This window comes from uncultured Sphingomonas sp. (assembly GCF_913774285.1).
Classification (GTDB): Bacteria; Pseudomonadota; Alphaproteobacteria; order Sphingomonadales; family Sphingomonadaceae; genus Sphingomonas.
This window is the reverse complement of sequence record NZ_CAJYHX010000007.1, coordinates 35,697-59,493: the sequence shown is the minus strand read 5'-3', so window position 1 is coordinate 59,493 and position 23,797 is coordinate 35,697. Positions and strand designations below refer to the sequence as shown.

At 67.4% G+C, this 23,797-nt stretch carries 27 protein-coding genes; 12 read left to right on the top strand and 15 right to left on the bottom strand.

The window, feature by feature from the left end:
* Positions 1–8: 8 nt before the first annotated feature.
* The 3 genes from QZ670_RS03235 to QZ670_RS03225 all read right to left on the bottom strand — a co-directional run bounded on the left by QZ670_RS03235 (position 9) and on the right by QZ670_RS03225 (position 2,405).
* Positions 9–455, bottom strand: coding sequence for a YrhA family protein (locus tag QZ670_RS03235; protein ID WP_294252152.1), 447 nt, complete (start codon positions 453–455; stop codon positions 9–11).
* A gap of 11 nt (positions 456–466) precedes the next feature.
* Positions 467–1,825 (bottom strand): hypothetical protein, encoded by a 1,359-nt coding sequence (locus QZ670_RS03230; RefSeq protein ID WP_294252148.1) that lies wholly within the window; start codon positions 1,823–1,825, stop codon positions 467–469.
* Positions 1,826–2,000: 175 nt separating this feature from the next.
* On the bottom strand, positions 2,001–2,405 hold the full coding sequence (locus QZ670_RS03225) for a (deoxy)nucleoside triphosphate pyrophosphohydrolase (RefSeq protein ID WP_294252400.1): 405 nt from the start codon (positions 2,403–2,405) through the stop codon (positions 2,001–2,003).
* Positions 2,406–2,500: 95 nt separating this feature from the next.
* On the opposite strand from QZ670_RS03225, the gene QZ670_RS03220 reads away from it, so the two are divergent.
* The 3 genes from QZ670_RS03220 (at position 2,501) to QZ670_RS03210 (ending at position 3,227) form a co-directional block, all read left to right on the top strand.
* On the top strand, positions 2,501–2,686 hold the full coding sequence (locus tag QZ670_RS03220; RefSeq protein ID WP_125973533.1) for a Flp family type IVb pilin: 186 nt from the start codon (positions 2,501–2,503) through the stop codon (positions 2,684–2,686).
* Positions 2,687–2,812: 126 nt separating this feature from the next.
* Complete coding sequence (locus QZ670_RS03215) at positions 2,813–2,980, top strand: Flp family type IVb pilin (protein WP_126002914.1); 168 nt, start codon at positions 2,813–2,815, stop codon at positions 2,978–2,980.
* Between the two features lie 79 nt (positions 2,981–3,059).
* The gene (locus QZ670_RS03210) at positions 3,060–3,227 is read left to right on the top strand and encodes a Flp family type IVb pilin (RefSeq protein ID WP_125973537.1); all 168 of its coding nucleotides are present in this window, start codon (positions 3,060–3,062) and stop codon (positions 3,225–3,227) included.
* 63 nt (positions 3,228–3,290) lie between these two features.
* Here the strand turns inward: QZ670_RS03210 and QZ670_RS03205 are convergent, their stop codons facing one another.
* Genes QZ670_RS03205 through QZ670_RS03190 form a run of 4 tightly spaced genes read right to left on the bottom strand, consistent with a single transcriptional unit; the run spans position 3,291 to position 7,086 of the window.
* Positions 3,291–4,238, bottom strand: a complete 948-nt coding sequence (locus tag QZ670_RS03205; protein WP_294252130.1) for an acetyl-CoA carboxylase carboxyltransferase subunit alpha — start codon at positions 4,236–4,238, stop codon at positions 3,291–3,293.
* A 10-nt stretch (positions 4,239–4,248) separates the two neighbouring features.
* Complete coding sequence (locus QZ670_RS03200) at positions 4,249–5,160, bottom strand: tyrosine-type recombinase/integrase (RefSeq protein WP_294252128.1); 912 nt, start codon at positions 5,158–5,160, stop codon at positions 4,249–4,251.
* Complete coding sequence (locus QZ670_RS03195) at positions 5,157–6,968, bottom strand: hypothetical protein (RefSeq protein ID WP_294252125.1); 1,812 nt, start codon at positions 6,966–6,968, stop codon at positions 5,157–5,159. Before QZ670_RS03195 ends, QZ670_RS03200 begins: the two co-directional genes overlap by 4 nt.
* Positions 6,949–7,086 (bottom strand): hypothetical protein, encoded by a 138-nt coding sequence (locus QZ670_RS03190; RefSeq protein ID WP_164521922.1) that lies wholly within the window; start codon positions 7,084–7,086, stop codon positions 6,949–6,951. Before QZ670_RS03190 ends, QZ670_RS03195 begins: the two co-directional genes overlap by 20 nt.
* A gap of 75 nt (positions 7,087–7,161) precedes the next feature.
* On the opposite strand from QZ670_RS03190, the gene QZ670_RS03185 reads away from it, so the two are divergent.
* Together QZ670_RS03185 and aroB are read left to right on the top strand one after the other, a co-directional pair.
* Positions 7,162–7,701, top strand: coding sequence for a shikimate kinase (locus tag QZ670_RS03185; protein WP_294252115.1), 540 nt, complete (start codon positions 7,162–7,164; stop codon positions 7,699–7,701).
* Positions 7,698–8,795, top strand: coding sequence for a 3-dehydroquinate synthase (gene aroB, locus QZ670_RS03180; protein ID WP_294252112.1), 1,098 nt, complete (start codon positions 7,698–7,700; stop codon positions 8,793–8,795). Before QZ670_RS03185 ends, aroB begins: the two co-directional genes overlap by 4 nt.
* A gap of 120 nt (positions 8,796–8,915) precedes the next feature.
* Here the strand turns inward: aroB and QZ670_RS03175 are convergent, their stop codons facing one another.
* Positions 8,916–9,893 carry a methyltransferase gene (locus QZ670_RS03175; RefSeq protein ID WP_294252109.1) on the bottom strand — a complete coding sequence of 326 codons (978 nt, stop codon included), beginning with the start codon at positions 9,891–9,893 and terminating at the stop codon, positions 8,916–8,918.
* A gap of 113 nt (positions 9,894–10,006) precedes the next feature.
* On the opposite strand from QZ670_RS03175, the gene QZ670_RS03170 reads away from it, so the two are divergent.
* The gene (locus QZ670_RS03170) at positions 10,007–11,884 is read left to right on the top strand and encodes a M1 family metallopeptidase (RefSeq protein ID WP_294252106.1); all 1,878 of its coding nucleotides are present in this window, start codon (positions 10,007–10,009) and stop codon (positions 11,882–11,884) included.
* 4 nt (positions 11,885–11,888) lie between these two features.
* A complete protein-coding gene (locus QZ670_RS03165) occupies positions 11,889–12,047 on the top strand; it encodes a DUF2256 domain-containing protein (protein ID WP_294252104.1) in 159 nt (52 codons plus the stop codon).
* A gap of 50 nt (positions 12,048–12,097) precedes the next feature.
* Here QZ670_RS03165 and QZ670_RS03160 read toward each other — a convergent pair whose 3' ends face one another.
* The 6 genes from QZ670_RS03160 to QZ670_RS03135 form a co-directional block, all read right to left on the bottom strand.
* Positions 12,098–13,072 (bottom strand): TylF/MycF/NovP-related O-methyltransferase, encoded by a 975-nt coding sequence (locus QZ670_RS03160; protein WP_294252101.1) that lies wholly within the window; start codon positions 13,070–13,072, stop codon positions 12,098–12,100.
* A 231-nt stretch (positions 13,073–13,303) separates the two neighbouring features.
* Positions 13,304–13,663, bottom strand: coding sequence for a hypothetical protein (locus QZ670_RS03155; protein ID WP_294252098.1), 360 nt, complete (start codon positions 13,661–13,663; stop codon positions 13,304–13,306).
* Positions 13,660–14,001, bottom strand: coding sequence for a DUF423 domain-containing protein (locus tag QZ670_RS03150; protein ID WP_294252097.1), 342 nt, complete (start codon positions 13,999–14,001; stop codon positions 13,660–13,662). Before QZ670_RS03150 ends, QZ670_RS03155 begins: the two co-directional genes overlap by 4 nt.
* A gap of 15 nt (positions 14,002–14,016) precedes the next feature.
* The gene (locus QZ670_RS03145) at positions 14,017–15,798 is read right to left on the bottom strand and encodes a cation:proton antiporter (protein WP_294252095.1); all 1,782 of its coding nucleotides are present in this window, start codon (positions 15,796–15,798) and stop codon (positions 14,017–14,019) included.
* On the bottom strand, positions 15,798–16,232 hold the full coding sequence (locus QZ670_RS03140; RefSeq protein WP_294252091.1) for an iron-sulfur cluster assembly scaffold protein: 435 nt from the start codon (positions 16,230–16,232) through the stop codon (positions 15,798–15,800). Before QZ670_RS03140 ends, QZ670_RS03145 begins: the two co-directional genes overlap by 1 nt.
* Positions 16,233–16,357: 125 nt before the next feature.
* Entirely contained in the window at positions 16,358–16,939 is a 582-nt protein-coding gene (locus tag QZ670_RS03135; RefSeq protein WP_294252087.1) for a CvpA family protein, read from the bottom strand.
* Between the two features lie 103 nt (positions 16,940–17,042).
* Between QZ670_RS03135 and radA the strand changes: the two genes are divergently transcribed.
* From radA to QZ670_RS03120, 3 genes are all read left to right on the top strand, one after another.
* On the top strand, positions 17,043–18,422 hold the full coding sequence (radA, locus tag QZ670_RS03130; protein WP_294252083.1) for a DNA repair protein RadA: 1,380 nt from the start codon (positions 17,043–17,045) through the stop codon (positions 18,420–18,422).
* A 346-nt stretch (positions 18,423–18,768) separates the two neighbouring features.
* Entirely contained in the window at positions 18,769–19,458 is a 690-nt protein-coding gene (locus QZ670_RS03125) for a hypothetical protein (RefSeq protein ID WP_294252078.1), read from the top strand.
* A complete protein-coding gene (locus tag QZ670_RS03120; protein WP_294252076.1) occupies positions 19,458–20,081 on the top strand; it encodes a L,D-transpeptidase family protein in 624 nt (207 codons plus the stop codon). The genes QZ670_RS03125 and QZ670_RS03120 overlap by 1 nt, the downstream gene beginning before the upstream one ends.
* A 639-nt stretch (positions 20,082–20,720) precedes the next feature.
* Here the strand turns inward: QZ670_RS03120 and QZ670_RS03115 are convergent.
* Complete coding sequence (locus tag QZ670_RS03115) at positions 20,721–21,332, bottom strand: CAP domain-containing protein (RefSeq protein WP_294252072.1); 612 nt, start codon at positions 21,330–21,332, stop codon at positions 20,721–20,723.
* Between the two features lie 292 nt (positions 21,333–21,624).
* Here QZ670_RS03115 and QZ670_RS03110 point away from each other — a divergent pair, with 292 nt between their 5' ends.
* Positions 21,625–22,125 (top strand): GNAT family N-acetyltransferase, encoded by a 501-nt coding sequence (locus tag QZ670_RS03110; protein ID WP_294252069.1) that lies wholly within the window; start codon positions 21,625–21,627, stop codon positions 22,123–22,125.
* 71 nt (positions 22,126–22,196) lie between these two features.
* Positions 22,197–23,696, top strand: coding sequence for a peptidase S10 (locus QZ670_RS03105; RefSeq protein ID WP_294252066.1), 1,500 nt, complete (start codon positions 22,197–22,199; stop codon positions 23,694–23,696).
* Positions 23,697–23,797 lie beyond the last annotated feature (101 nt).

The window sequence follows — 23,797 nt, the reverse complement described above, 5'->3', positions numbered from 1 at the left end:
TGGCGCGCTTACAGCCGTCGTTCGAGTAGCGCGTCGATCGCCGCGCCGACGCTGGCGAATTCCTCGTTCACGTCGCCCGAAACCTTGTCGCGCAGCACCGGCGAACGCCCATCCAGCGCAACCGTCAGCAGGTCCATGTCAGTTTCGCCCAGCACCAGATAGTGCTCGTGCCCCGGGCCGTCCCGCCACGCCGCGTTGCTGGCGACGAGCCCCTGCCAGAAGCCATTGGGGCCCGGCGCCGCCTCGCTCTGCGTCGCCCCGTAGAGCACGAGGCCGTTGTAATCGAGACCATTGCTGAGCGCGAGAAAGGCCGCGAAATCGGACGGCAGCGTCGCGCCGAAGTGCGCCTTCACCTCGGCTCGCACGCGCTCGATCTGCTCGGAGGTGGCGGGACCCTGCCGCGCCTCTCCATATTTCAGCTGATCCGCCGATACCTGCTCGATCACCGCCTGCATCCCGTGGGTCCTCACTTTCCGGAGGGATAGATTGTACCGCGCGGCACCGGGAAGTCGACTTGCCGGCTCCCGCCGACCGGAAGATCGCCGACCAGTTCGCGCTGCGCGTTGGTAAGCGCCGTATGATAGGGACTGTTCCGGATCAGGACGAGGTTCTCGGCTGCATTGGTGCCGCCGTCGTCGAGCGGAAGCTTGTGATGGACCTGCCATCCCTGCGGAATCTTGCCGTCGGCCAACCGCGCGATCGCTGCCTCGTCCAGTCCGGCCCGGCGTGCGGCCGCGACGCCCTCCGGCGTGGAGACGAGCCCACGCGCGAAAGTGGCGCGGGCACCGTTGTCGAACGCGCTCCGCAGCGCGGCATATTCGGTGCGGTCGCGCTTGGTGTAGGTTACCGGTACCGCATCGACATGCGGCAGCTCGACGGTCTTGCCGCCAACCGTCCCGCGATAGGGGGCAGCAGGCACCTCGGTCGATCGCGCGGCAGGCGCGAAGAACGCGTCGAGCTGACGTTCCATGCGCTCGATGGACTCGCGGGCGGCGGACGGCAGCGCATCGCGCGCGCCTTGGGGGATCTTGCCTACGGCGTCATGGATGGTTCGCAGCGCGGGCTCGATGCTCGCGCGCAGCGCCGGATTGTGTGCGATGGCGGCAACGCCGTCGGCAACCGTCTGGGCCCATTTGCCGATCTTGCCGGCCTTGGCGAGGTCGCCCAGTCCCGGCACGATCGCGACGGCCGAGATTCCCGCGTTCAGCAGGTGTCCGCCTGCGCCCGACCAATCCCCGGAGAACACGGCGCCGATCGAGCGGCCAACCGAAACGACGGCATTGGTGCCGTCCGAAACGGGCGTGGGGTCGACGATGCCGGTCAGATCGAGCGCCATCTGGCCAAGATCGAGGCCGAGCTGCACCGGGTCGGGCCCCGCGGCCGGAGCGGGCGCCGCCGTTTTATATAGCTGGCGCTCGATTTCGGCCGTGATCGTAGCGGGATCGCTGGTGCCGAGCGATGCGGCGGCTCCGTCCCAGCTCTGCCGATAGGGCGAGCCTTCCGGCTGCCGGCCCCAATCTGCGATGGCCGGCGCGGCCGGATCGCCGATTGCATAGGCTTGTCCGTTGACGCTCTGGATGCTTCCAGCCAGCCGCGCCGCGAACTGCCCGCGCTCGACCGGACTGAGGCGCGCGTCGATCTCCTCGATGAGAGCCCCCCGCTCGCTCGTCGAGAGGCCAAGCCCGCGTACCGCATCTGCCAGGCCCTGCATGTCGTAGCCGTGGGCTCCGCGATGCTGGGCCAGAAGCGCCTGCGCCGTTTGCTGCGACGGTGACGATCGGGAAGACGCGTTCCTCGGCAAGAAGCCGTTGCCATCAACCAGCATGGGGTGCCCTCGTCTGCCAATCTGATGCACGACTTAGAGCGGACCCTCAAAATGCGGACAATCAACGATTCGATTAGGCGATCGCGGCAATGTTGAGGGGCCGGTGCGAGGGCGGGCCAACACCTGGCCGCGCTGCCCATCGATTCCGGCCGCTTTCGATTCCCTGTGGGGAGCCCTAAACCGCCTCACCCCGAAGCAACGGCGTCAGCACCTCCAGGAACGGCACGTCCGCCGGCGGCATCGGCAGCCCCCGCAGCGCCGCCATGTCCGCCCAGGCGAGCGCGCTGGCGTGGCGGGCTTCCGGCACGCCCTCCCAGCGATCCAGCCGGTAGAGCAGCAGCACCAGGTGCCGGTCGGCGAGCGGCGCGCTGGCGAAGGTCAGCGGCACCAGCGCGGCGGGGTCGACGGTGACGCCCAGCTCCTCGTCGAGCTCGCGGGCGAGCGCGGCCTCGGGGGGTTCGCCGGGCTCGATCTTGCCGCCGGGGAATTCCCACAGGCCGGCCAGCGACGTGCCCTCCGGCCGCTGCTGCACCAGCACCCGCCCGTCCTCGATCATCGCCGCCGCCACCACCAGCAGCATCGGCCGCGTCTCGCGCGCCGGCCCTGTCTCGCTAATCACTTCGCAACCAAATCCTGACAGAATTCCCGGCGTTTATTGACTGAGATTGGTTGTCGATGCGAGCCCTGATCCACGCCCTGCGCGCGCTTTCCCGTGCCGATCGCGGCGCCACCGCCGTCGAATATGGGCTGATCATCGCGATGATCGTGCTGGCGATGGTCGGCGCGCTCAGCCTGTTCGGCAATACCGCGACGTCGATGTGGAACAATGTTTCCCAGCAGGTCCAGGACGCCGGCCACTAAGCCGCGTAAATCATTCGGTAAGCACGCGATTTAGCTCGTTCTTAACCCCTCTTCTCTACGGTCGCATGGCCGCGTCGGATCCCCGACGGGCCGGTGTTTGAAGTTTCTGGGACGATGGAGACGGCTATGCTTAAGATTCGCAAGTTCATCAAGAATTCCAAGGCCGCCACGGCCATCGAGTACGGCCTGATCGCCGCGCTGATCGCCGTTGCCGCGATCGCTGCGATGAAGGGTCTGGGCAGCAGCCTGAACAACACCTTCAGCAACGTCAGCTCGAACATGAAGGCTTCGTAAGCCCGGATTTCGATGACGATGGGACGGAGGCGCTGCCGGGCATCTCCGTCCGTACGGGTTTGAAGAAGGAGGGCTTCGGATGAAGACGCTTCGCAAGCTGGTGGCGAACCGCAAGGGCGCGACCGCGATCGAATATGGCCTGATCGCCGCCCTGATCGCCGTCGCGGCGATCGCCGCGATGCAGGGGCTGGGCTCCAGCCTCAACAACACCTTCACCAATGTCAGCACGAACATGAAGGCGTCGTAACCCGACACCTCCCTGACGGCTGCAAGAAAGGGGCTGCGCGCTGCGTCAGCCCCTTTCCCGTTTTCAGATCCGGCCCATCGCCAGGAACTTGGCGCGACGGGCCTGGCGCAGCGACTCCGGCGACAGTGCCGCGAGGTCGGCCAGCGCCTTCTCGATCGCGTCACCCAGCGCCTGCACGGCCTGACCGGGCGCGCGATGCGCCCCGCCCAGCGGCTCGGGGACGATGCCGTCGATCACCTTCAGCTCCTTCAGGTGCTGCGCGGTAACCTTCATCGCCTCGGCGGCGTCGGCGGCCTTATCGGCGGTGCGCCACAGGATCGAGGCGCAGCCCTCCGGCGAGATCACCGAATAGACCGCATGCTCCATCATCAGCACCTGGTTGCCCGCGGCCAGCGCCACCGCGCCGCCCGAGCCGCCTTCGCCGAGGATCGAGGCGACCAGCGGCACGCCGAGCGACAGGCAGGTCTCGGTCGAGCGGGCGATCGCCTCGGCCTGGCCACGCTCCTCGGCCTGCACGCCCGGGAAGGCGCCCGAGGTGTCGACCAGCGTGATCACCGGGATGCCGAACCGGTCGGCCAGCTTCATCAGGCGGATCGCCTTGCGATAGCCCTCGGGCTTGCCCATGCCGAAATTATGCTTGAGCCGGCTGGCGGTGTCGTCGCCCTTCTCGTGCCCGATCACCATCACCCGGCGCCCGCGGAACCGGCCGAGCCCGCCGATGATCGCATTGTCGTCGGCAAAGGCGCGGTCGCCGCCCAGCGGCATGAAGTCTTCGATCAGACCCGCGACATAATGCTTGAAGTGCGGACGCTCGGGATGGCGGGCGACCTGCGTCTTCTGCCACGGCGTCAGCCTGGCATAGGTGTCGAGCAGCAGCTTGTCCGACTTGGCCTGAAGCGGGGCGATCTCGGCGGCGATGTCCACGTCGCCGCCCTGGGCGGCGCTGCGCAGCTCGTCGATCTTGCCCTGGAGCTCGGCGATCGGCTTCTCGAAGTCGAGGAATGTCGTCATGCGCGCCGCGCTACCGGGCGCCGCGCTTCGCGTCAACGAGCGCCTCGCCGAGCGGGTGCCGCGCGTTGACCAGTTCGACCAGCCGGCGGCTGTCGACATGGGTGTAGATTTCGGTCGTCGCGATGTCGGCATGGCCGAGCATCGCCTGCAGCGCCCGCAGGTCCGCCCCGCCCTCGAGCAGATGGGTGGCGAAGGCATGGCGGAGGACGTGGGGGCTCGCCCGCTCGGGCGGGATGCCGGCCATCGCCGCGAGCGCGCGGACGATCTGGTAGAGCCGCACGCGCGTCAGGTGCTTCTTGCCCGAGGGGAAGAGAAAGGGGCTGTCCGGCGGCACCTGCCCGCGCCACAGCGCGACGGCGGCGCGCGCGCGATCGGAGATCGGCACCAGCCGCTCGCGCCCGCCCTTGCCCTTGAGGATCAGGAACGGCCGGTCGGGATGGATCGCGTTGCGCGGCAGCGAGACCAGCTCGGTCGCGCGCAGTCCCGAACCGTAGAGCAGCTCGATCAGCGCGGCGAGCCGCAGGTCGAGCGGATCGGGCGGCACCCGCGCCTGCCGCTCGGCGATCGCGGCGAACATCGCGTCGACATCGCCGGTACTGAGGATCTTGGGCAGCCGCCGCGCGGCGCCCGGGCGCGGGAGGGCGCTGCCGGGGTCGTCGGCACGGTGTCCCTCCTCCGCGAGGAAGGCGAAGAAGCGCCGCAGCGCCGAGGACTTGCGCGCCACCGTCGCCCGCGCGAGCTCGGCCCAGCCGCCGGCGAGCCGCTCGATCTCCGCGCGCCCCGCTTCCGCCAAGTCACCGCCCAGTGCCTCGGAGGAGAGGCGGAGATCGGTACCGTACGCCGCAATGGTGTTCGCCGCCGCCCCGCTCTCCGCGCGGAGCATTTCGAGAAAACGCTCGATCAGGTCGCGATCGGCGCTCATTCGGCGCGGGTGACCGCCTCCACGGCGATCATCCGGGCATAGTTGGCCATCCCCGCCGCCCGCATCGCCGCGACGATGTGGTACAGCGCCTCGGGCGTCACCTGGTCCCAGCGCGGCGACTGCATGCCCACCCCGGCGAGCAGCGCGACCATGCCGGGCTGGTTGGCAGCACCCGCACGATCGATCGCCTGCGTCCAGGCGTTGACGCCGCCGATGCCGACCTTGGTCGCCTCGGCGCCGCGCTGCGCATCGCTCCCCGACAGACGCCCGAGCCCCGCCAGCCCGGCGAGCAGCATCGCCGCCTTGCGCGGACTCGCGGCGCCGACATAGCGCTCGAAGTCGCTATAGCCGATCGGCCCGCCCGCATCGGCGAGCGCGAGCAGCGCCCAGCCCTCGCTGCCCGGCGCGACCACGCCGCGCCACTGCAGCGCGGCCGAATCATAGCCGGCGGAGAGCATCGCGGCGATCAGCCGGTCGGGCTCGGCCGCGTTCTTGTTTGCCGGGATCCAGGCGGCGGCCTTGGCGGTCAGCACCAGCCGGGCATAGCGCAGCCGCGGGCTTTCGGCGGCATCCCACAGGCTCTTCATCGCCTGCACCCGTTCGGCCGCCGAGCCGGTATAGGCGGCGCGCAGATCGCGCACCGTCTTCTGCAGCGGATCGGGAACGTCGCTCGCTTGGTCGAGCTCGGCATAGAGATCGACCAGCGCGGCGTTGGAGAGCACGCCTGCCGCCGCCGCCAGCTCGGCCGCGCCGGCACGATTTACAGGGGAGACCGCGGGCGACAGCGCCTGCCAGTAGCGGAACTCCGGCCCCACCGTGGCGAAGAGATTGTCGGGGATGTCCACCCCCGCCGCGGTCGCCATGCCGAAGCGCCAGGCGGAAAGCGCCGGCACGCCGACCCAATCGATCGTCACCGCGCGCCGCGAATCGGCGCCCATGCCGACCACCTTGGTGGCGAGCAGCGTATCGAGATCGTTGCGCGGCTTGCCCTTGCTCGCGGCATCGAGCCGCTGGTCGGCCTCGCTCGGCTTGCCGGCGAGCCCTGCGCAGATCGCCTGGGCAAGCGCCCAGCCGCGATCGGGAATGTTGGACGCCGCATCGTCGACGATCGGGCACACGGCCGCGGGATCACCGGTCGCCAGCGCGACCTGCATCGCGACGCGGTCGAGCGCGTTGGTATAGTCGTCGATGTCGACATAGCTGACGAGGCCGCGCGCAGCCGTCGCCTCGCCCATGCGGAGCAGCAGCCAGGCGCGCTCGGCGGCGTAATCGGCGCCGTCGATCCCGCGCGGGGTATCGAGCGGCGACATCAGCGCGCGGCGCAGCGCGATCGACACCCAGCGCGAGGCGACCGGCGCATCGAGCCGGCGCATCAGCGTCACCTGGGTGAAGCCCGCGACATCGCCGAATGCATCGGCCGGGAACGGCGCGTTGCCCGCGGCGAGGATGCCGATGCGGTTGAGCGGCCGACGCACGCCCTTGGGCAGATCATAGATCGAGAGATCGATCGCCGGTGCCACCGCGGCGACACTGGCGTTGCTCTCCTCCACGTCGAACGCGTCGGGACCCATGTCCCCGCCGACGGGCGCAACATCACCGCTCGGAGATGTCACTGCGGCGGGTGCCACGCTGGTCGGGCTCGGGCTCGGACGCGGCGAAGGCTGCGGCCGCGGCGCCGGTTGGTCGAAGCCGGGCGGCAACAGCGATTCGGGCGCTTTCTGCTGCTGGCTGAACGCCGGAACCCCGATCGCGGCGAGCAGGGCCGCCGCGATCGCGAGCCGGGACGCCCTAGTTGGCGAGGTTTTCAAGCGCGACCGCCTTCTCCATGCGCACCGGCTCCTTGACGGTGTTGCGGCCGGCCAGGGCGAACATGCCGCCCACCAGAACCACCAGAATCACGAGCAACACGACAAGCATACGCGGCATGAAAAACAGTCCATTCCTTGGAGACGGACGGGCCTTTTGCCCGAGACGGTCCCTCGCTGTATAGCCCTTCGCATAATGTTACAAACGCATGCGCAACTGAACAGCTGGACCGGCAAGCCCATCGTACTCGTGGGACTGATGGGTGCTGGCAAAACCACGGTAGGGCGCCGCCTCGCCCAGCGCCTGCGGCTTCCCTTCGTCGATGCCGACGCGGAAATCGAATCGGCGGCGGGCATGTCGGTCTCCGACATCTTCGCCAAATTCGGCGAACCGCATTTCCGCGACGGCGAGCGGCGGGTGATCGCCCGGCTGGTCGACGGCACGCCGAAGGTGATCGCCACCGGCGGCGGCGCGTTCATCAACGACGAGACGCGGGCGCTGATCCTCGACCAGGCAATCTCGATCTGGCTCGATGCCGAGCCTGCGGTGCTGGCGGACCGGGTGCGGCGGCGAGACACGCGCCCGCTGCTACGCGGCAAGGACCCGCTGGCGACACTGACGGAGCTCGCCAGGGCGCGAAACCCCTTCTACGCGCTTGCGCAGATCCGCGTCTCCAGCGTAGCCGCACCGCACGAAACCACCGTCGAAGCGATCCTGAAGGCCCTGCGCAAGTGACCACCATCCCCGTCGCCCTGGGCGCACGCAGCTATGACGTGCGCATCGAACCCGGCTTGCTCGCGCGTGCCGGCAACGTGCTCGCCCCGCTGTCACGCGGTCGGCCGATGCCAATCATCACCGACACCAACCTTTCGGCGCATTGCCAAACGCTGGTGGCGAGCCTCGCCGCCGCGGGCGTGACGGCGCCGGTGCTGACGCTGCCCGCGGGCGAGAGCACCAAGAGCTGGGCACAGCTCGAAGCGGTGACCGACTGGCTGCTCGAACAGGGCGTGGTCCGCAGCGATCACGTGATCGCGCTGGGCGGCGGCGTGATCGGCGACCTGGTCGGCTTCGCGACCAGCATCCTCAAGCGCGGCTGCAACTTCGTCCAGATCCCCACCACGCTGCTCGCGCAGGTCGACAGCTCGGTGGGCGGCAAGACCGCGATCAATTCCAAGGCGGGCAAGAACCTGATCGGGGCGTTCCACCAGCCGTCGGTGGTGCTGATCGACCCGCAGGTGCTGGGCAGCCTGCCCCAGCGCGAGCTGCGCGCGGGCTATGCCGAAGTGGCGAAATACGGGCTGATCGACGATGCCGGCTTCTTCGCCTGGTGCGAGGCGAATGCCGCGGCGCTGTTCGCGGGCGATCCTGAAGCGCGGGCGCATGCGATCGGCCATTCGGTGGCGGCCAAGGCGCGCATCGTCGCCGCCGACGAGCGCGAGACCACCGGCACCCGCGCGCTGCTCAACCTTGGCCACACCTTCGGCCATGCGCTGGAGGCCGAGACGGGGTTCTCCGACAAGCTGCTCCACGGTGAGGCGGTGGCGGCGGGCATGGCGCTGGCCTTCGCGTTCTCGGCCGAGCAGGGCCTGTGCCCGGCGGAGGATGCCGAGCGGGTGGCGGCGCATCTGCGGTCGGTGGGGCTGCCGGACGGGCTGGCGGCGGCCGGCGTGACGGCGGACGGCGCGACGCTGGTCGGCCACATGCTCCACGACAAGAAGATGGAGGGCAGCACCCTGCCCTTCCTGCTCGCCCGCGGCATCGGGCAGACCTATCTGGACAAGACGGTCGACCTGGCGAAGGTCGCAGCGTTCTTGGACACGCAACGCTGAAGCGTTCTCAAGCCCCTCCCCTTCAGGGGAGGGGTTGGGGTGGGGCTGTGTCTCACCGAGCCCAACTTCGGTTTTGGAATCCCTCCACCCCACCCCCTCCTGCAAGGAGGAGGGGCTTGATTACGCGTGCTCCCGCTCGATCACCGCGGTCACCAGCGCGATGCGTTCGACCTCCGCGTACGCCGCCGTCTCCAGCTCCTCGCCGAACACGTCGGGGTCGATCTCCTCGTAGCGCAGTCGGCAACCCTCGGCCGCGGCGAGCTGTACCAGCCGATCGTGCAGCGCATCCGCACCGCGCACGATCGCGCTGCCGGTGTAGAGCAGGAACCGCCCGCCTTGCGCCAACCTTGGCACCGCCTCGCAGGCCATGGCCAGCGCAACCGCGGCGCCGTGCAGGTCGCCGCCGTCGCGATAGGCGCGTCCAGCGGGATCGATGATGTAGGGCGGGTTGGCCAGTACCAGGTCGAGTGCGCCCGCAATTCCCGACAGATCCTCGCCCTCCACGAAGCGCGCCGCAACGCCCGCCGCCTGGGCATTCACCCGCGCCAGCCGCAGCGCCGCCGGGTTGATGTCGGTCATCACGATGTCGACCTCGCCGCAGCAATGCGCGGCGGCGATCGCCCCTGCCCCGGCTCCGGTGCCTATGTCGATCAGTGTCGAGCCTTCGCGTTCCGGGCAGCGCTTCAGCTCGTCGGCGATGAAGCGGGCGAAGCGATAGCTGTCGGGTCCGAAGAACACCGCCTGGGTATCGTCGGTGGGGTATGCGGAGTGTACCAGCAGGTCAGGCCCGAGGGTCGAGACGCGGATTTTGCTCCGTAGCAGATCACCGTAGGCCTCGATCAGGTCCGCTGCCTCCAACGTCTCCAGTACCGATGCCTCGAGCAGCGCACGCGCGAAGGGTAGGCTCCAGCCGAAGACGTCGCGCAGGTCGGTGGCGCGCTGCCGGTCCGCCCGTGCAAGCACCCGCGAATGGGTGGCGGGCGTCGGCGTGATGAAGCGGTAGTCCTGCTGCTTGAGATGGGCGATCAGGTCGCGCAGCGCCGCCGCCTCGCCGTCCGCCGTCGCCGGCCGCTCCGCCACCACACATTCCATGCGCATCCCCCTTCGAATCTCCCGCATCAACGTTACGGGTGTGCAGAGGGTCCGGCGCGATCTGATTGATCCATGGCAACCGCCTTGCCCCGTGCGGCGGCAGCGCCTAGCTCCTTGCCATGCGCATTCTAGCCCTGGCCCTCGCCGCTTCGACGATGCTCGTCTCCCCCGCCCTCGCCCAGCAGACCGCCCCTGCGCCGATCCTCACCACGCCCGAGGCGAAGGATGTGTGGACCTATGCGCGGCCGGAAGTCGCCCGCGTCACCCATGTCGCGCTCGACCTGCGCGCCGATTTCGCGCGCAAGACGCTGTCCGGCACCGCCACGCTCGACATCCTGGCAGCACCGGGCGCGACCGAGATCGTGCTCGACGACGACGGGCTGGTGATCGCCAAGGTAACCGACGCCGCGGGCAAGCCGCTGCCCTTCGCGGTCGGCGCGGCCAAGCCCGATCTCGGCGCGCCGCTCACCGTACAGCTGCACGGCGCGCGCAGGATCGTGCTCCACTATGCGACCGCGCCCGGCGCCTCCGCGCTGCAATGGCTCGCGCCTGCGCTGACCGCGGGCAAGAAGAAGCCGTACCTGTTCAGCCAGGGCCAGCCGATCAACAACCGCAGCTGGATCCCCACCCAGGACAGCCCCGGCATCCGCCAGACCTGGTCCGCGACGCTGACCGTCCCGGCCGATCTCGTCGCGGTGGCGAGCGGCGAGCGCGTCGATGGCGCCAAGGGCGTGCCCGCGGGCAAGGGCTGGCACAAGTTCCGCTTCCGGATGGACAAGCCGGTGCCGCCGTACCTGATCGCCTTCGCGGTGGGTGACCTCGCCTTCCAGCCGGTCGGCCCGCGCGCGGGCGTGTGGACCGAACCGAGCATGCTCGCGGCCGCCGCCAAGGAAGTCGCCGATGTCGAGAAGATGATCGACGCGGCGCAGGCGCTGTACGGCCCCTATCGCTGGGGCCGCTACGACATGCTCGTCCTGCCGCCGAGCTTCCCCTATGGCGGCATGGAGAACCCGACCCTCACCTTCCTGACGCCGACGATCCTCACCGGCGACCGCTCGAACGTCGACGTGGTCGCGCACGAGCTAGCGCATAGCTGGTCGGGCAACCTCGTGACCAACGCGACCTGGTCGGATTCGTGGCTCAACGAGGGGTTCACGACGTACTTCGAGAACCGCATCATGGAGGCGGTGTACGGCAAGGAGCGCGCCGCGACCGACGCCGATCTCGAATGGGATGGCCTCGAGAAGGACATCGCCGATGCCGGCGGCATGGAGGCCCCGACCACCCGGCTCCACGGCGAGCCGGGCGCGACCTTCGGCCAGCTCGATTATTTCAAGGGCTCGACCTTCCTGCGTACGATCGAGCGGACCGTCGGCCGCCAGCGCTGGGACGTCTATATGCGCGGCTATTTCGATCGCCACGCCTTCCAGCCGCAGACCACCGCCGGTTTCCTCGCGGACCTGCGCGCCAACCTCGTGAACGGCGATGCCGGGCTGGAGGCCAATCTCCAGCTCGACAAATGGGCCTATGCCGCCGGGCTGCCGAACAATGCGGTGCACGTCCAGTCGGCGACGCTGAAGGCGGTCGATTCCGCGCTCGCTGCGGTGAACGCCGGCGGGCCGATCTCGGCGGTGCATCCGCAGGGTTGGGCGACCCAGCAATGGCTGCGCTTCCTCAACGGGCTGAACCGCCAGCAGACCCCGGCGCGGCTCAAGGAACTGGACGATACGCTGGGGCTGTCGGCGTCGAACAACGCCTATGTCCGCTCGGCCTGGGGCGAGCTTGCCATCGCCAATCGCTATGACCCAGCGCTGCCGAGCATCGAGAAGCTGGTCGGCAGCGTCGGTCGCGGGCTGCTGATCTACCCGATCTACAAGGACCTGATGGCGCAGGGCGACTGGGGCACGCCGATCGCGCGGCGCTTCTACCAGGCCTCGAAGGCGAGCTACCACCCCACGGTCGCGGCGGGCGTGGCCAAGATCGTCGGCGCGGACTGATCCCATGCCGCGCGGCGTCGCCAAGCGGGACCTTCCCACCAAGACCTGCCCTGTCTGCCAGCGCCCCTTCGCCTGGCGGAAGAAGTGGGAGCGGGACTGGGAGAATGTGATCTATTGTTCGGACCGCTGCCGGCGCACGCGCCCTGGCGGCCCCCAAGGCTAAGGCAGCGGATCGCTCGACCAAATCGAACGATCCCTGCCCCACCGCCCGCCTTACTTGGTGATGACCACCGATCCGGCGAAGTCCGGCAGCGGTACGAACGCCACGCCGGCTTCCGCCACGAATTCGTCCACCGCCTTGCGCACGCCAAGGTACCGAACATTGTTGTAATCGTGGACGAAGAGGAACCCACCCGGGCTCAGCCGCTCGTAGAACCAGTGCAGGCCCGCCCGAATGGGATCATACAGATCGACGTCGAGGCTGACGAACGCAAAGGTTTCATCCAGGCCTTCGGCGGTATCGGGGAAGAAGCCCTGCATCACGCGTGTCTTCTCGCGATGGGGCAACTTGTTCAGCACCAGTTCCACGCTGGTGTTTTCGAAATCGCCGGTTGCTGCTCCCGACAGCCCGTTGTCCCGCTCGGCGCCGAGATCCTGCGCTGCAAAGCCGGTAAAGGTATCGAAAAGATATAGCGTCCTGTCCGGGAACAGGCGATTGATTAGCTGCGCCTGGTAGCCGCGGTACACGCCGAGTTCAGCAACGGCGCCCCCGATCTCACGGTCCAGAATTTGCCGTGCAGCCAAAGCAAACGCCTTATTTCGTACGAAATCCGCAGCCTCTCCCTCGCCCGAATCCATCGAATCAAGCGGCGCGGCGCGATCAAGATACATCGTGGCGAGGCCAATCGGCGCGATCGGCACCCCAATCTTGTTCAGCAGCGCTATATCGCGATTCGCTTCAGCAGCCAGGGACCTACTATAGCTCGGATAAAACGCCACAATTCTATCTTGCGGAACATTTTGATCGACTAGCTGCTGACGTATTCCATCAACATCGCGCGCAGCAATGACTACGTACTCCGCACCGCAATCATTGATGCTCTCCGGGGACAGAATCAAATTCCCTTCCGCCAGAGAGCCATGCTTCACGGTATCGTTGTCGAATAGACCAACAATTTCTACGTCATCGGGAACGATGCTCAATAAGTCTTTAGCAGCACTTCCGACACCAAAAACAGCGATCTTCATAACTGCATACGCTCCACCCTACCGCTCACAACGCGGTCGACGAAGACATACACTCGACGAAAGATGAAACAGAATCAATGACTATGTCATTACACTTGTGACACGATAATCTTTTGATACAATTGGCTTAACTTTTGTTATTTTTCAGACGCAGGAATTATTGTTGAAATGAATTTCTTGAAGACAGTGTCATCGTGACGCGGCCTGCCCTTTGACGTTCCCACATTGCGCTCACTGGTAGCGCAACATTTTGCCGAAACCGGTGTTGCTGGCGGCCATCTTGATCAGTTTGCGCAGATATGCCTTCACCTCCCGCTCGAAACGCTTGTCGCTACGTACCCCCGCGCGGTAGAAATCGTCCCTCGCCAGCAGCACCTTCAGCGCCTCGCCCAGTCGCACCTGATCCTCGACCGCATCGCTGTGGCGGAACTGCTCGCACACCCATTCCTCGGCGGCAGCCTTGTCATAGTCGTCCTCGCGGTCACGGCCGTAGCGGTCGGCCACGTCCTGGTCCGCGCGCGCGGCCTTGATCCGCCGTTCGAGCCAGAGGCGGACCTGCGCAGCGTCCCAAGGCGCCTGCGGCTCGCTCATTTCGCGACCCTCGACGCGAGTGTCCATGCCAGCCAGAGCCAGCCAACGATCAGCGCCGCCCCGCCGATCGGCGTCACCGCGCCCAACCAGCGCGGCAAGCCCAGCGCCATCAGGTACAGCGTGCCCGCAAAGACAAAACCGCCGCCGACGAACAGCGCCGCGGGCCCGCGCGCACCCAGTTGAAGGGCCACCAACGCCGCCACCGCGTGCACCAGCTGATAGTGCCCGCCTGTCTTCAGCCACTCGACGGCCGCCCCCTGCGCGCCATGCGCGCCGAACGCGCCTGCCGCCACCGCCATCGCCCCCGACAGCGCCGCCAGCACGGCGATCCAGTTCATGCGCCTACTCCCCGATCAGCCATCGCCGCGATCCTCCACTGCCGCCGTCGCGGCCGCCGCCTGGCTGAACAGGCCATCGCGCCCCGCATAGATGTCGCCGGTTTCCTTCTGGGCTTTGAGCCGGGCGATGTCCGTGCGGCGATATTCGGCCTCGGTCCGGTCGATCTCGGCGCCGTCGACGCCCACCGCGTCCATCGCCCGCCGAGCCATCACGATCGCGCTTTCCAGCACCTCGCGCACCACGCCGGACAGCGGTGCGCCGTTCAGCTTCATCACGCTGCGCCGGTCGTAGGCGCGCACGAAGATGCTGGCGTTCGGGAAGGCGGCATGCACGCCCTCCACCACCTCGGTGTCCATCGCGTCGCCGTCCTGGCAGAACAGGATCAGCTCGGCCTCGCCTGCCCCCGCCTGGCGCAGCAGGTCGATGCGGGTGCCGTCGCCATAATAGACCTTCATGCCGAAGCTGCCGGCGGTCTCGATCATCTCCACGTCGCGGTCGATGATCGTCACCGGAATGCCTTGCGCGATCAGCATCTGAGCCACCGTCTGGCCGAAGCGGCCATAGCCGACCACCACAGCGTTGGCGCCTTCCTGTCGCGGCCCGTCGGGCGTGGCACCCGCCCTGACAGGCTCGGCGCGCAGCCGCCTGGTTGCCATCATCAGGAACGGCGTGGTCGCCATCGAGACGGTGACGATCGCGCTGAACACGCTGGCCGCCTGCGGCTCGATCAACAGCGCCTTCTGCGCCTGGGCGAACAACACGAAGCCGAACTCACCGCCCTGGGACAAGAGCACGCCGAGGGCGAAAGCGCCCCGCGGCTTCATCCCGAACAGCAGCGCGAGGCCCATGATCAGTACCGCCTTGGTGGCGATCAGCGCCAGCGCCATGCCGGCAACGAACAAGGGCCGCTCGGCGATCGCGTGGAGGTCGAGCGTCATCCCCACCGCAACGAAGAACAGCCCGAGCAGGATCGCGCGGAACGGCTCTACGTCCGCCTCGATCTCGTGCCGGAACGGCGAATCGGCGAGCATCACGCCGGCGATGAACGCGCCGAGCGCCGCAGAGAGCCCCAGCGCCTCCATCACCGCAGCGCTGGCGATCACCGTCAGCAGGCCCGCAAAGACGAACATCTCGCGCTCGTCGAGATTGCCGATTAGCCGGAACAGCGGCCGCAGCAGGAAGCGTCCCGCAACCACCAGCCCGACGATCGCGCCGACGGTGTACAGCCCCAGCAGCCAGCCCGGCGGGCCGCCCTGATCGGCCGGGTTGCGCGACAAGGCCGCAACGATCGTGATCAGCGGCACGATCGACAGATCCTGGAACAGCAGGATCGCGAAGGCGCGCTCGCCGAACGGCGTGCGCAGGCGTCCCGCCGATTGCAGCAGCGGCAGCACCTGTGCGGTCGAGGACAGTCCCATCGGCAGCCCCAGCGCGAGCGCCGCGGCGAGCGTGGAGCCGGTGACCGCCCAGACTATCGCGGCGACCGCAATGCCGCACAGCGCCACCTGCAGGAAACCAAGCCCGAAGATGTCGCGCCGCATTCGCCACAGTCGCGACGGGCTCAGTTCCAGCCCGACGAGGAACAACAGGAGCGCGATGCCGAGCTCGGCAATGCCCATCTTGCCCTCGGCATCGCCGACCAGCCGCAGCACGTGCGGTCCGACCAGCGCGCCGGCGACCAGGAAGCCCAGCGTCGCACCCAGCCCGAGCCGCCGGAAGAGCAGCACGAAGAACAGCGCGAAACCGAGCATCGGCACCGCATCGGCTAGAATGGAACCTCCGCTTGCATGCTCCATCAGACGCGCGCCTCCGCCGCCAGCGCCGCTGCCTCGGCCGCGGCCTCGAAGGCCAGCCGGATCGAAGCGTGACGGCCGCGATGCGGCAGCGCGGGAACGAACAGCTCCATGCCGGGCCAGTCGGGCGACAGGTCGCGCTCTCCGGCGAGCCAGGCGGTAAGCTGGTCGCGCGCGACCGCGATCTCGGCGGGCGTGCGGCCGACCACCGCCTCGCCCATCAGCGCCGCCGAGGCCTGGCCCAGCGCACAGGCTCGGACCAGCATGCCGACCTCGGCCACCTTGCCCGTTTCGTCGACGGCGATGTCTACCGTCACCCGGCTCCCGCACACCGGCGAGCGCTTCTCGGACGTGCCGCCGGGCCGCTCCAGCCGTTTGTGATGCGGGATCGCGGCTGCCAGACGCAGGATTTCCATATTGTAAAGCGGGGCGTTCATGTCCCTTGATCTAGGGTAGCCGTCCCGCAGTTGCGAGCGCCAATTGCCCGTCTTTCGTATGGGTTGCACGCCTGATCCTGAGGGGGACCATGCAGCTGCACCGCGCGCGCTCGTGTCGGGGAGGATCAGTCGCGCCTGCTGCGGCGGGGGCGCTCCGCGCTCGAAGTCCTTGGTGCATCCTCGCTGGCATTATCCCCACCGAACACCGGCTCGCCCTTGCGGCGGCGGTCGACGAAATCGCCGATCGCGGCGCTGGTGGTGTCGAGCAGCGGATAGGTGACCGACTTGGTGATCCATTTCGGCCGGTGCGTGCGCCCGCCCTCAAAGGTGTCGAGCACCAGCATCAGCACCAGGAAGCCCATGCTGACCAGGATCAGCCCCTTGGCGACGCCGAAGCCGACGCCGAGGGCGCGATCGATCGGTCCCAACATCGAGTTGCGCATCTGCCCGCCCAGCGTGTTGGCGATCAGCCGCCCGCCGAAATAGCTGGTTCCGGCGAGCAGCGCGAAGGCCAGCACCGCCGCGCCGCCTGCGGTGCCGATCATCGGCGCGAGCAGCGCGGTGAAGCCGGCATGGAAGAACTTCACCGCAACGACCACCAGGATCCAGGCAAGGAATGCCAGCACCTCGGTGGTGAACCCGCGCAAAAAGCCAAGGATCGCCGCGCCGGCGATGATGAGTAGCGTGACGATGTCGAGCCCAGTCATGCCAGTTCCATAGCAGCCCCGCGCATCGGGGAAAGAGGCGGTATGCGGGTGCCGAGCAGCATGCCCCGTTCCCTTTTCGTTTCCCTCACGCTACATCGGTGCCATGGCAAAACTCCAGAAGCGCTATGTGTGCCAGGCCTGCGGCTCGGCGACCTCGAAATGGGCGGGGCAATGCGCCGATTGCGCGGAATGGAACACGCTGGTCGAGGAAGCCTCCGGCCCCGCCACGCCGTTCCAGGCCAAGCACCACCTCCAATCGGGCGGCCGGATGATCCTGCTGTCCGGGCTCGATGCCGAAGTCGCCCTGCCCGAGCGGATGCCGAGCGGCATCGCCGAGTTTGATCGCGCGCTGGGCGGCGGCTTCGTCGAAGGTTCGGCAACGCTGATCGGCGGCGACCCCGGCATCGGCAAGTCGACGCTTCTGCTCCAAGCCGCCGCCAAGATCGCCAGTCGCGGGCTGTCCGTCGCCTATGTCTCGGGCGAGGAAGCCGCCGACCAGGTACGGCTTCGTGCCCGGCGCCTCGGGCTTGGCCAGGCGCCGGTGCAGCTCGCCGCCGCCACCTCGGTGCGCGACATCCTGACGACGCTGAGCATGACCACCCCGCCCGACCTGCTGATCATCGATTCGATCCAGACGATGCATTCGGACCTGATCGAAGGCGCGCCGGGCACGGTGAGCCAGGTCCGCGCCAGCGCGCAGGAGCTGATCCGCTTCGCCAAGGAGCGCGGCACCGCGCTGGTGATGGTGGGCCACGTCACCAAGGACGGCTCGATCGCCGGCCCGCGCGTGCTAGAGCACATGGTCGACACCGTGCTCGCCTTCGAGGGCGAGCGCAGCCACCTCTACCGCATCCTGCGCGCGGTGAAGAACCGCTTCGGCGGCACCGACGAGATCGGCGTGTTCTCGATGCAGACCGAGGGGCTGGCCGAAGTCGCCAACCCTTCCTCGCTGTTCCTCACCCAGCGCGACGAGAGCGTGACCGGCACGGTGGTCTTCCCGGCGCTGGAAGGCACGCGGCCGGTGCTGGTCGAGGTGCAGGCGCTCACCGTGCGGCTGGCGTCGGGCGCGACTCCGCGGCGATCGGTGGTGGGCTGGGACTCGCCGCGCCTGTCGATGGTGCTGGCGGTGCTGGAGGCGCGCTGCGGGCTCAGCTTCTCGGCATGCGAAGTCTATCTCAACATCGCCGGCGGCTACCGGGTGCAGGATCCAGCGGCGGACTTGGCGGTGGCTGCAGCGCTGGTCTCGGCGCTGTCGGAGCGCCCGATCCCCGCCGACGCAGTGGTGTTCGGCGAGATCGCGCTTTCCGGCGAAGTCCGCCCGGTCGCCCATGCCGCCCTGCGGATGCGCGAATCCGCCAAGCTGGGATTCGAACGCGCGCTCGCGCCAGCGGCGCCGCACGCAAAAGCTGGCGAGCCGCTGCCGCTTCGTGTATCCGATTACCGGAATCTCAACAGCTTGGTCGATCAGCTCTTGGGAAAATAGCTCCATACCTGCGCAATTGCGTAATTACGCTGGTACGGGCAAGACCGTTTTGATACAGCTGGAAAGAGATCGAGGATGCGGCATGCCACTAGGGTGTTGCCGTCATCGCTCGAAGGAACTATTTAGCTGCGACTTGGTTTAATCTCGTTAATATTTGCGGCATTTGCAAAAGAGTTAAGGGGGCTCTTCGCAAGTGCGAGCAACAGGGGGTGGGAGCAGTAACTTGAAGACAGGGAAGGAAACCTTTGGATCACGTGCGCTTCGCAGGCTAAGCGCCTCTGCGGCAACCATTTCGCTTCTGTCGGCAACCTCAGCCGGGATCGCGGTACCTGTGGTTGCTGCCGCAGTGCAAGACGCCTCTAAGGCGCTTTCGGTCCTTTCGGCGCGCTCGCCGGGCGTGCGCGACGTGGGCGCGCACAGCGTCAAGGGCAAGCGCAAGTACAGTCGAGTCGCAAAGAATCCGCGCGAGGCGCTGACGCCCGACTCCTTGGCCAAAAACGGTGTCGCGACGCCCAAGGCCTTCGATCTCTCTGCCGACCAGGCACCGGTCCCGGCATCGCTGCCACTGCCGTCGGACGCCCCGCCGGTCGAGTTGGCGGGTCTGCCTTCGGGGTTCGGGTCGCTGTCGCCTTTCGCTGACGTGGTGCCCGCGCCGGGCCCGGCGAGCTTCACCGGCAACTCGCTCGTGCCCAGCGGCATTGGTGGCGGCCCTGTCGGCAGCGCGCCGCCGCTCGGCATCGAGACACCGGCGCCGACGCCCACGCCGACACCCACGCCGACGCCGACACCCACGCCGACGCCGACGCCGACATCCACGCCGACGCCGACGCCGACGCCGACACCCACGCCGACGCCGACGCCAGTTCCGACGCCTACGCCGACACCCACTCCACCGCCACCGCCGCCGCCGCCCACACCGACGCCGACGCCTACCTCCCCGATACCCGAACCCGCGGAGTGGATGATGCTGGTGACAGCATTCGGGTTGATCGGTGCTGAAATGCGCCGGCGGAACCGGATCGAAGCCAAGGCCTGATGCGCGGTCGACCGAAGCTCGGCATCTGGATTTCGCTGGGCGCAGCCTCGTTGCTGCTTGTCACGCTGGCGGCCAAGGCGTTCGTTCCGCGGTACGTCAAGCAGGACAGCCCAGCGGGCCGCATGATCCCCGCCGTGAGCACCGAACGTATTCGGTTTTCCGACGGAGACCAGCAGCAGTTGCGCATGGGCGACGGCAGCACGCGGGTCATCCGGAGCCTGTTGCGCGTGCCGGACCGCATGCAGTTCGGCGAGTTCGCGTGGAATGACAACGGCATTCCCCCGGGGAGGATCTGGCTACGCGTCGATCTGACGCGCCAGATCCTCTCCGTGTTCCGTGGCGAGGACGAGATCGCGACCAGCGTGATTCTCTATGGACAGGATGAAACTCCGACGCCGATCGGCAATTTCCCGATTCGCGGCATGGAGAAGAACCATCGCTCGAATACCTATGACGCGATGATGCCTTACACGCTGTGGTTGACCAGCGATGGAGTCGCCATCCATGGCAGCAATGTGCGCCAGGGGCTGGCAACGCATGGCTGCATCGGCGTGCCCCAGGATTTCGCACAACGGCTGTTCGGCGTGGTCAAGCGCGGCGACCTCGTAACGGTGGTTCGCTGATCTCGGCTCCCACGGCCGAGGAGACGTACCGCTCGGTGGCGCTTGTTGCGATCCCGCACTTTGCGCCGGTGGCAGCGATCGCCAGATCAGGTTTGCCTTCCGGATGAGAAAATGCTGCTGGCAGTGAAAGAACCACGCAACGCACGTGCATCGGCAAACTAGCTTCTGCCCGATATGCGGGGCAGTACCTCGTCCGCCCACGGCAATTGTCACAATGTGGTCGCGCAGTGCTCGATCGATGACGTCGGGCATATCCAAATCTGCCTACATACAATTTCGGTTTGCGCAGCCACCCGCACAAGACGCTGCGTTTGCATTACTTTGCCAAGGCTACGCTCCGATAGGCCGCCAGACATGTTGGACCTGGCCAGTGCCTGCCGACGGAATCGCCTTCAAAGCTGGCAGGGTAGCAGGTCGCACTGCCGCTCCGGCGCGGGAGCCCCTAGAAGGATCAAAACAATCGCCGCATAGGCCATTTACCATTCGGCAGGCGGGCGAAGACAATCTGCCGCGCTCGATAGGCGTCGGAAACTCGTCAGCGCCTTGAGCCGGCATCAGCGCTGTAGAGCGCCCGCACGCACAGGAGGCACGGCGGCCACGCACCGCCCCGCGCTCGAAAGGCTGCGCCCGCGGTTTGGGCTAGCGGCCCTCGTTCTGCGCCAGGGTGGCATAGACCGACATCCCGTTGCGGGTGCGACTCACATCGATCACGCACATATGGCCGTAGGCGCTGTGGCTGCCGCAGCCGACGCCGGCGTACCGCAATTCGCGGTTGAACAGCAGGTCGCGGTGGCCGCGATCGGGAACGCCATCATCGATTACCAGCTGTCGCACCACCTCCTCGGCATCGGCATAGCCATAGGAGATGTCCTCCCCCACCAGCCGGCCGCCACCGCGGCGCTGCACCCGATCGCCGGGAGAAGCGCCATCGGGCGAGAAATGGCCGCGGGTGCCGAGCGCGCCCTGCACCACAGCATGGTCGCGCGCCGCGAGGCCGAGCAGCTCCGCCCGACTGAGCGGCGGCAGCGGCGCCTGAAGCTCGAGGAAAGCGATCGCCTCTTCGACGGCCTCGACGCCTTCGCGCGTGATCAGACCGCGCGGTCGCCCGGGCAGGTACAGCGTGTTGCCGCGAAAATGCGGCCGCAACTGGCGAAGACGGTCGGCATAGGCGGCAGGATTGGCGCGGAGATGGTTGATCCGGTCGAGCACCTGATCTTCGAGAGTCGGCGCATCAGTAGCCGCGCCCAGCATTAAAGCCGCGGCAGACAAGATACAGCAACAAGTCAAACGCACAGGATACACAACAGGCTCCACACGAACCGGCCGTCGTCAGCCGAACAAGTGTGGTTGTTCTCTCGCGTATGGTGGAAATATCTGGTTGAAGACTATCGTTATCGGGTACGGATAACCGCTCGTTAACTATAAATTCCCCGGCGTTTACGGGTAAGTAGGAGACTCGTTACGGTATTTCACCGATCCTTGAAACGCGTCTGCCATGCGGTTGCACTGGCTTGAGAGGGCGCCGGCTGGCACAGCCAGATGCATGTCGGCACCGATCCTCATTCCGCTGCGACCACGCCACCTCCCCGCGGCGCTCGCGCTGCAGGCGCAGGTCTATCCCGCCTTTCTCGTCGAACCCGAGCCGGCATTCGCCAGCCGGCTCGACGTCGCTGCGCCGTTCAATCTGGCGGCCGAGCGCGATGGCAACCTCGTCGCCTATCTGCTGGCGCATGGCTGGAAGCGCGAGTCGCCGCCACCGGTCGGCGCCGTACTTGACCGAGCGACGGCCGGCGACACGCTGTATCTGCACGACCTCGCCGTCTCGGACGCCGCGCGCGGCACGGGCATCGGCCGTATGCTGGTCGAAGCTGCCTTCGAAGCCGCCGCAGAGGCGGGCATCGCACGCGCCGAACTGATCGCGATCGACGGCGCAGCGGACTATTGGCGCCGTTTGGGATTTCAGGCGGGCAGCCCCTCTCCGGATCTTGCTGCCAAAGTCGCCCATTACGGGCCGGCGGCGCAGTGGATGTGGCGCGTTTTGTAAGACGAGCCCCATAGATTCGGCCGGGGGCCGCCGCTAGGCTGCGGCATCAACCATCACCGGGGGACCTGTTCTTGCGCCACAGCATTCTGATCACCGCGTCGCTTGCCGCCCTGCTCCTCGCCCCGCAGGCACCTGCGCAGGACAAGAAGGACGACGCCGCCGCCACCGAGAAAAGCGAAGCCAAGAGCGACCTGCCGCCGCTGCCCGACGACAAGACCATCGCGCAGACCGCGGTGATCGGCGGCAAGCCGATCCGCTACCAGGCAACCGTGGGCAAGCTGCCGGTATATGACGCCAAGGGAAAGAAGATCGGCGAGGTGGTCTACACCGCCTATGTTGTCCCCGGCGGGGGCGCGCAGCGGCCGGTGACCTTCGCGTTCAATGGCGGCCCCGGCGCGTCATCGGTCTATCTCAACCTCGGCGCGGTGGGTCCGAAGCGCGTGCAGTTCGGCGACAAGGGCGATTCCCCGTCCGACGCGCCACTGCTGGTCGACAATCCCGCCAGCTGGCTCGACATGACCGATCTGGTGTTCATCGACCCTGTAGGTACCGGCTTCAGCCGCAGCTTGATCGACGAGGATGCGACGAAGAAGGCGTTCTACGCCAACGAACCCGACATCAAGTATCTGTCGCGCATCGTCTACGACTGGCTCGTCAAGAACGAGCGACTGCGCTCGCCCAAGTTCGTGATGGGCGAAAGCTATGGCGGTTATCGCGCACCGCGCATCGCCTATGAACTGCAGACCCAGCTGGGCGTAGGCGTCAACGGCATCGTGATGGTCTCGCCCTATCTGGACCCGGCGGCTACCGCGGGATCGGACGCTCTGTCCCCGCTGCCCTGGATGATCACCCTGCCCTCGATGGCCGCCGGGCATCTCGAGCGCACCGGCAAGCTGACGCCGCAGGCGATGGCAGGCGTGGAGGCCTATACCCGTGGCGGCTTCGCGACCGACCTGCTCGCAGGGCGCTCGGACCCGCAGGCGACCGCGCGGCTGAGCGACAAGGTGACCGAGTTGACCGGGCTCGATCCCAAGCTGGTCCGCCGGCTTGACGGGCGGGTCGACGAAGGCACCTATCTGCGCGAAGTACACCGCGACGACGGCAAGATCGGCAGCGTATATGATTCGAACGTCGACGCGTTCGATCCCTTCCCCAATGCTGCCGAGCGCAAGTCGGGCGATCCGATCCTGGAAGGCATCATCGCGCCGACGACCAGCGCGATGGTCGACTTCATCACCCGTGAAGTGGGCTGGAAGACGAGCGCGCGCTACAATGCGCTGTCTTTCTCGGTGAATTCAGCCTGGGACCGCGGCACGCCCGACGATGCGCCGGTGAGCGACCTGCGCAAGGCGGTGGCGAACGATCCCAAGATGGGCGTGCTGATCGTCCATGGCTATAACGATCTGTCCTGCCCCTATTTCGGGTCGCGGCTGATCATCGACCAGATGCCGCGCTTCGGCGTAGAGCAGCGGGTCAAGCTGGGCGTATATCCCGGCGGGCACATGTTCTATTCGCGCAAGGCGAGCGCGGAGGCATTCAAGGCCGATGCGCGGGTGCTGTATACGCGGTGATACCTACACTTAAGCCCCTCCCTTTCAGGCGTATCAGGTCGGCGCTGCCCCCGGGCAGCGCCTGAACAGCGCGGAGCGCTGCTCACCTGATGCGCGGTTGG

Bases quoted from the DNA above. Each gene is read 5' to 3' on its own strand.
- QZ670_RS03235 (WP_294252152.1), bottom strand. From the start codon at position 455: ATGCAGGCGGTGATCGAGCAGGTATCGGCGGATCAGCTGAAATATGGA.
- QZ670_RS03230 (WP_294252148.1), bottom strand. From the start codon at position 1,825: ATGCTGGTTGATGGCAACGGCTTCTTGCCGAGGAACGCGTCTTCCCGA.
- QZ670_RS03225 (WP_294252400.1), bottom strand. From the start codon at position 2,405: ATGCTGCTGGTGGTGGCGGCGGCGATGATCGAGGACGGGCGGGTGCTG.
- QZ670_RS03220 (WP_125973533.1), top strand. From the start codon at position 2,501: ATGCGAGCCCTGATCCACGCCCTGCGCGCGCTTTCCCGTGCCGATCGC.
- QZ670_RS03215 (WP_126002914.1), top strand. From the start codon at position 2,813: ATGCTTAAGATTCGCAAGTTCATCAAGAATTCCAAGGCCGCCACGGCC.
- QZ670_RS03210 (WP_125973537.1), top strand. From the start codon at position 3,060: ATGAAGACGCTTCGCAAGCTGGTGGCGAACCGCAAGGGCGCGACCGCG.
- QZ670_RS03205 (WP_294252130.1), bottom strand. From the start codon at position 4,238: ATGACGACATTCCTCGACTTCGAGAAGCCGATCGCCGAGCTCCAGGGC.
- QZ670_RS03200 (WP_294252128.1), bottom strand. From the start codon at position 5,160: ATGAGCGCCGATCGCGACCTGATCGAGCGTTTTCTCGAAATGCTCCGC.
- QZ670_RS03190 (WP_164521922.1), bottom strand. From the start codon at position 7,086: ATGCCGCGTATGCTTGTCGTGTTGCTCGTGATTCTGGTGGTTCTGGTG.
- QZ670_RS03185 (WP_294252115.1), top strand. From the start codon at position 7,162: ATGTTACAAACGCATGCGCAACTGAACAGCTGGACCGGCAAGCCCATC.
- QZ670_RS03175 (WP_294252109.1), bottom strand. From the start codon at position 9,893: ATGCGCATGGAATGTGTGGTGGCGGAGCGGCCGGCGACGGCGGACGGC.
- QZ670_RS03170 (WP_294252106.1), top strand. From the start codon at position 10,007: ATGCGCATTCTAGCCCTGGCCCTCGCCGCTTCGACGATGCTCGTCTCC.
- QZ670_RS03165 (WP_294252104.1), top strand. From the start codon at position 11,889: ATGCCGCGCGGCGTCGCCAAGCGGGACCTTCCCACCAAGACCTGCCCT.
- QZ670_RS03160 (WP_294252101.1), bottom strand. From the start codon at position 13,072: ATGAAGATCGCTGTTTTTGGTGTCGGAAGTGCTGCTAAAGACTTATTG.
- QZ670_RS03155 (WP_294252098.1), bottom strand. From the start codon at position 13,663: ATGAGCGAGCCGCAGGCGCCTTGGGACGCTGCGCAGGTCCGCCTCTGG.
- QZ670_RS03150 (WP_294252097.1), bottom strand. From the start codon at position 14,001: ATGAACTGGATCGCCGTGCTGGCGGCGCTGTCGGGGGCGATGGCGGTG.
- QZ670_RS03145 (WP_294252095.1), bottom strand. From the start codon at position 15,798: ATGGAGCATGCAAGCGGAGGTTCCATTCTAGCCGATGCGGTGCCGATG.
- QZ670_RS03140 (WP_294252091.1), bottom strand. From the start codon at position 16,232: ATGAACGCCCCGCTTTACAATATGGAAATCCTGCGTCTGGCAGCCGCG.
- QZ670_RS03135 (WP_294252087.1), bottom strand. From the start codon at position 16,939: ATGACTGGGCTCGACATCGTCACGCTACTCATCATCGCCGGCGCGGCG.
- radA (WP_294252083.1), top strand. From the start codon at position 17,043: ATGGCAAAACTCCAGAAGCGCTATGTGTGCCAGGCCTGCGGCTCGGCG.
- QZ670_RS03120 (WP_294252076.1), top strand. From the start codon at position 19,458: ATGCGCGGTCGACCGAAGCTCGGCATCTGGATTTCGCTGGGCGCAGCC.
- QZ670_RS03115 (WP_294252072.1), bottom strand. From the start codon at position 21,332: ATGCTGGGCGCGGCTACTGATGCGCCGACTCTCGAAGATCAGGTGCTC.
- QZ670_RS03110 (WP_294252069.1), top strand. From the start codon at position 21,625: ATGTCGGCACCGATCCTCATTCCGCTGCGACCACGCCACCTCCCCGCG.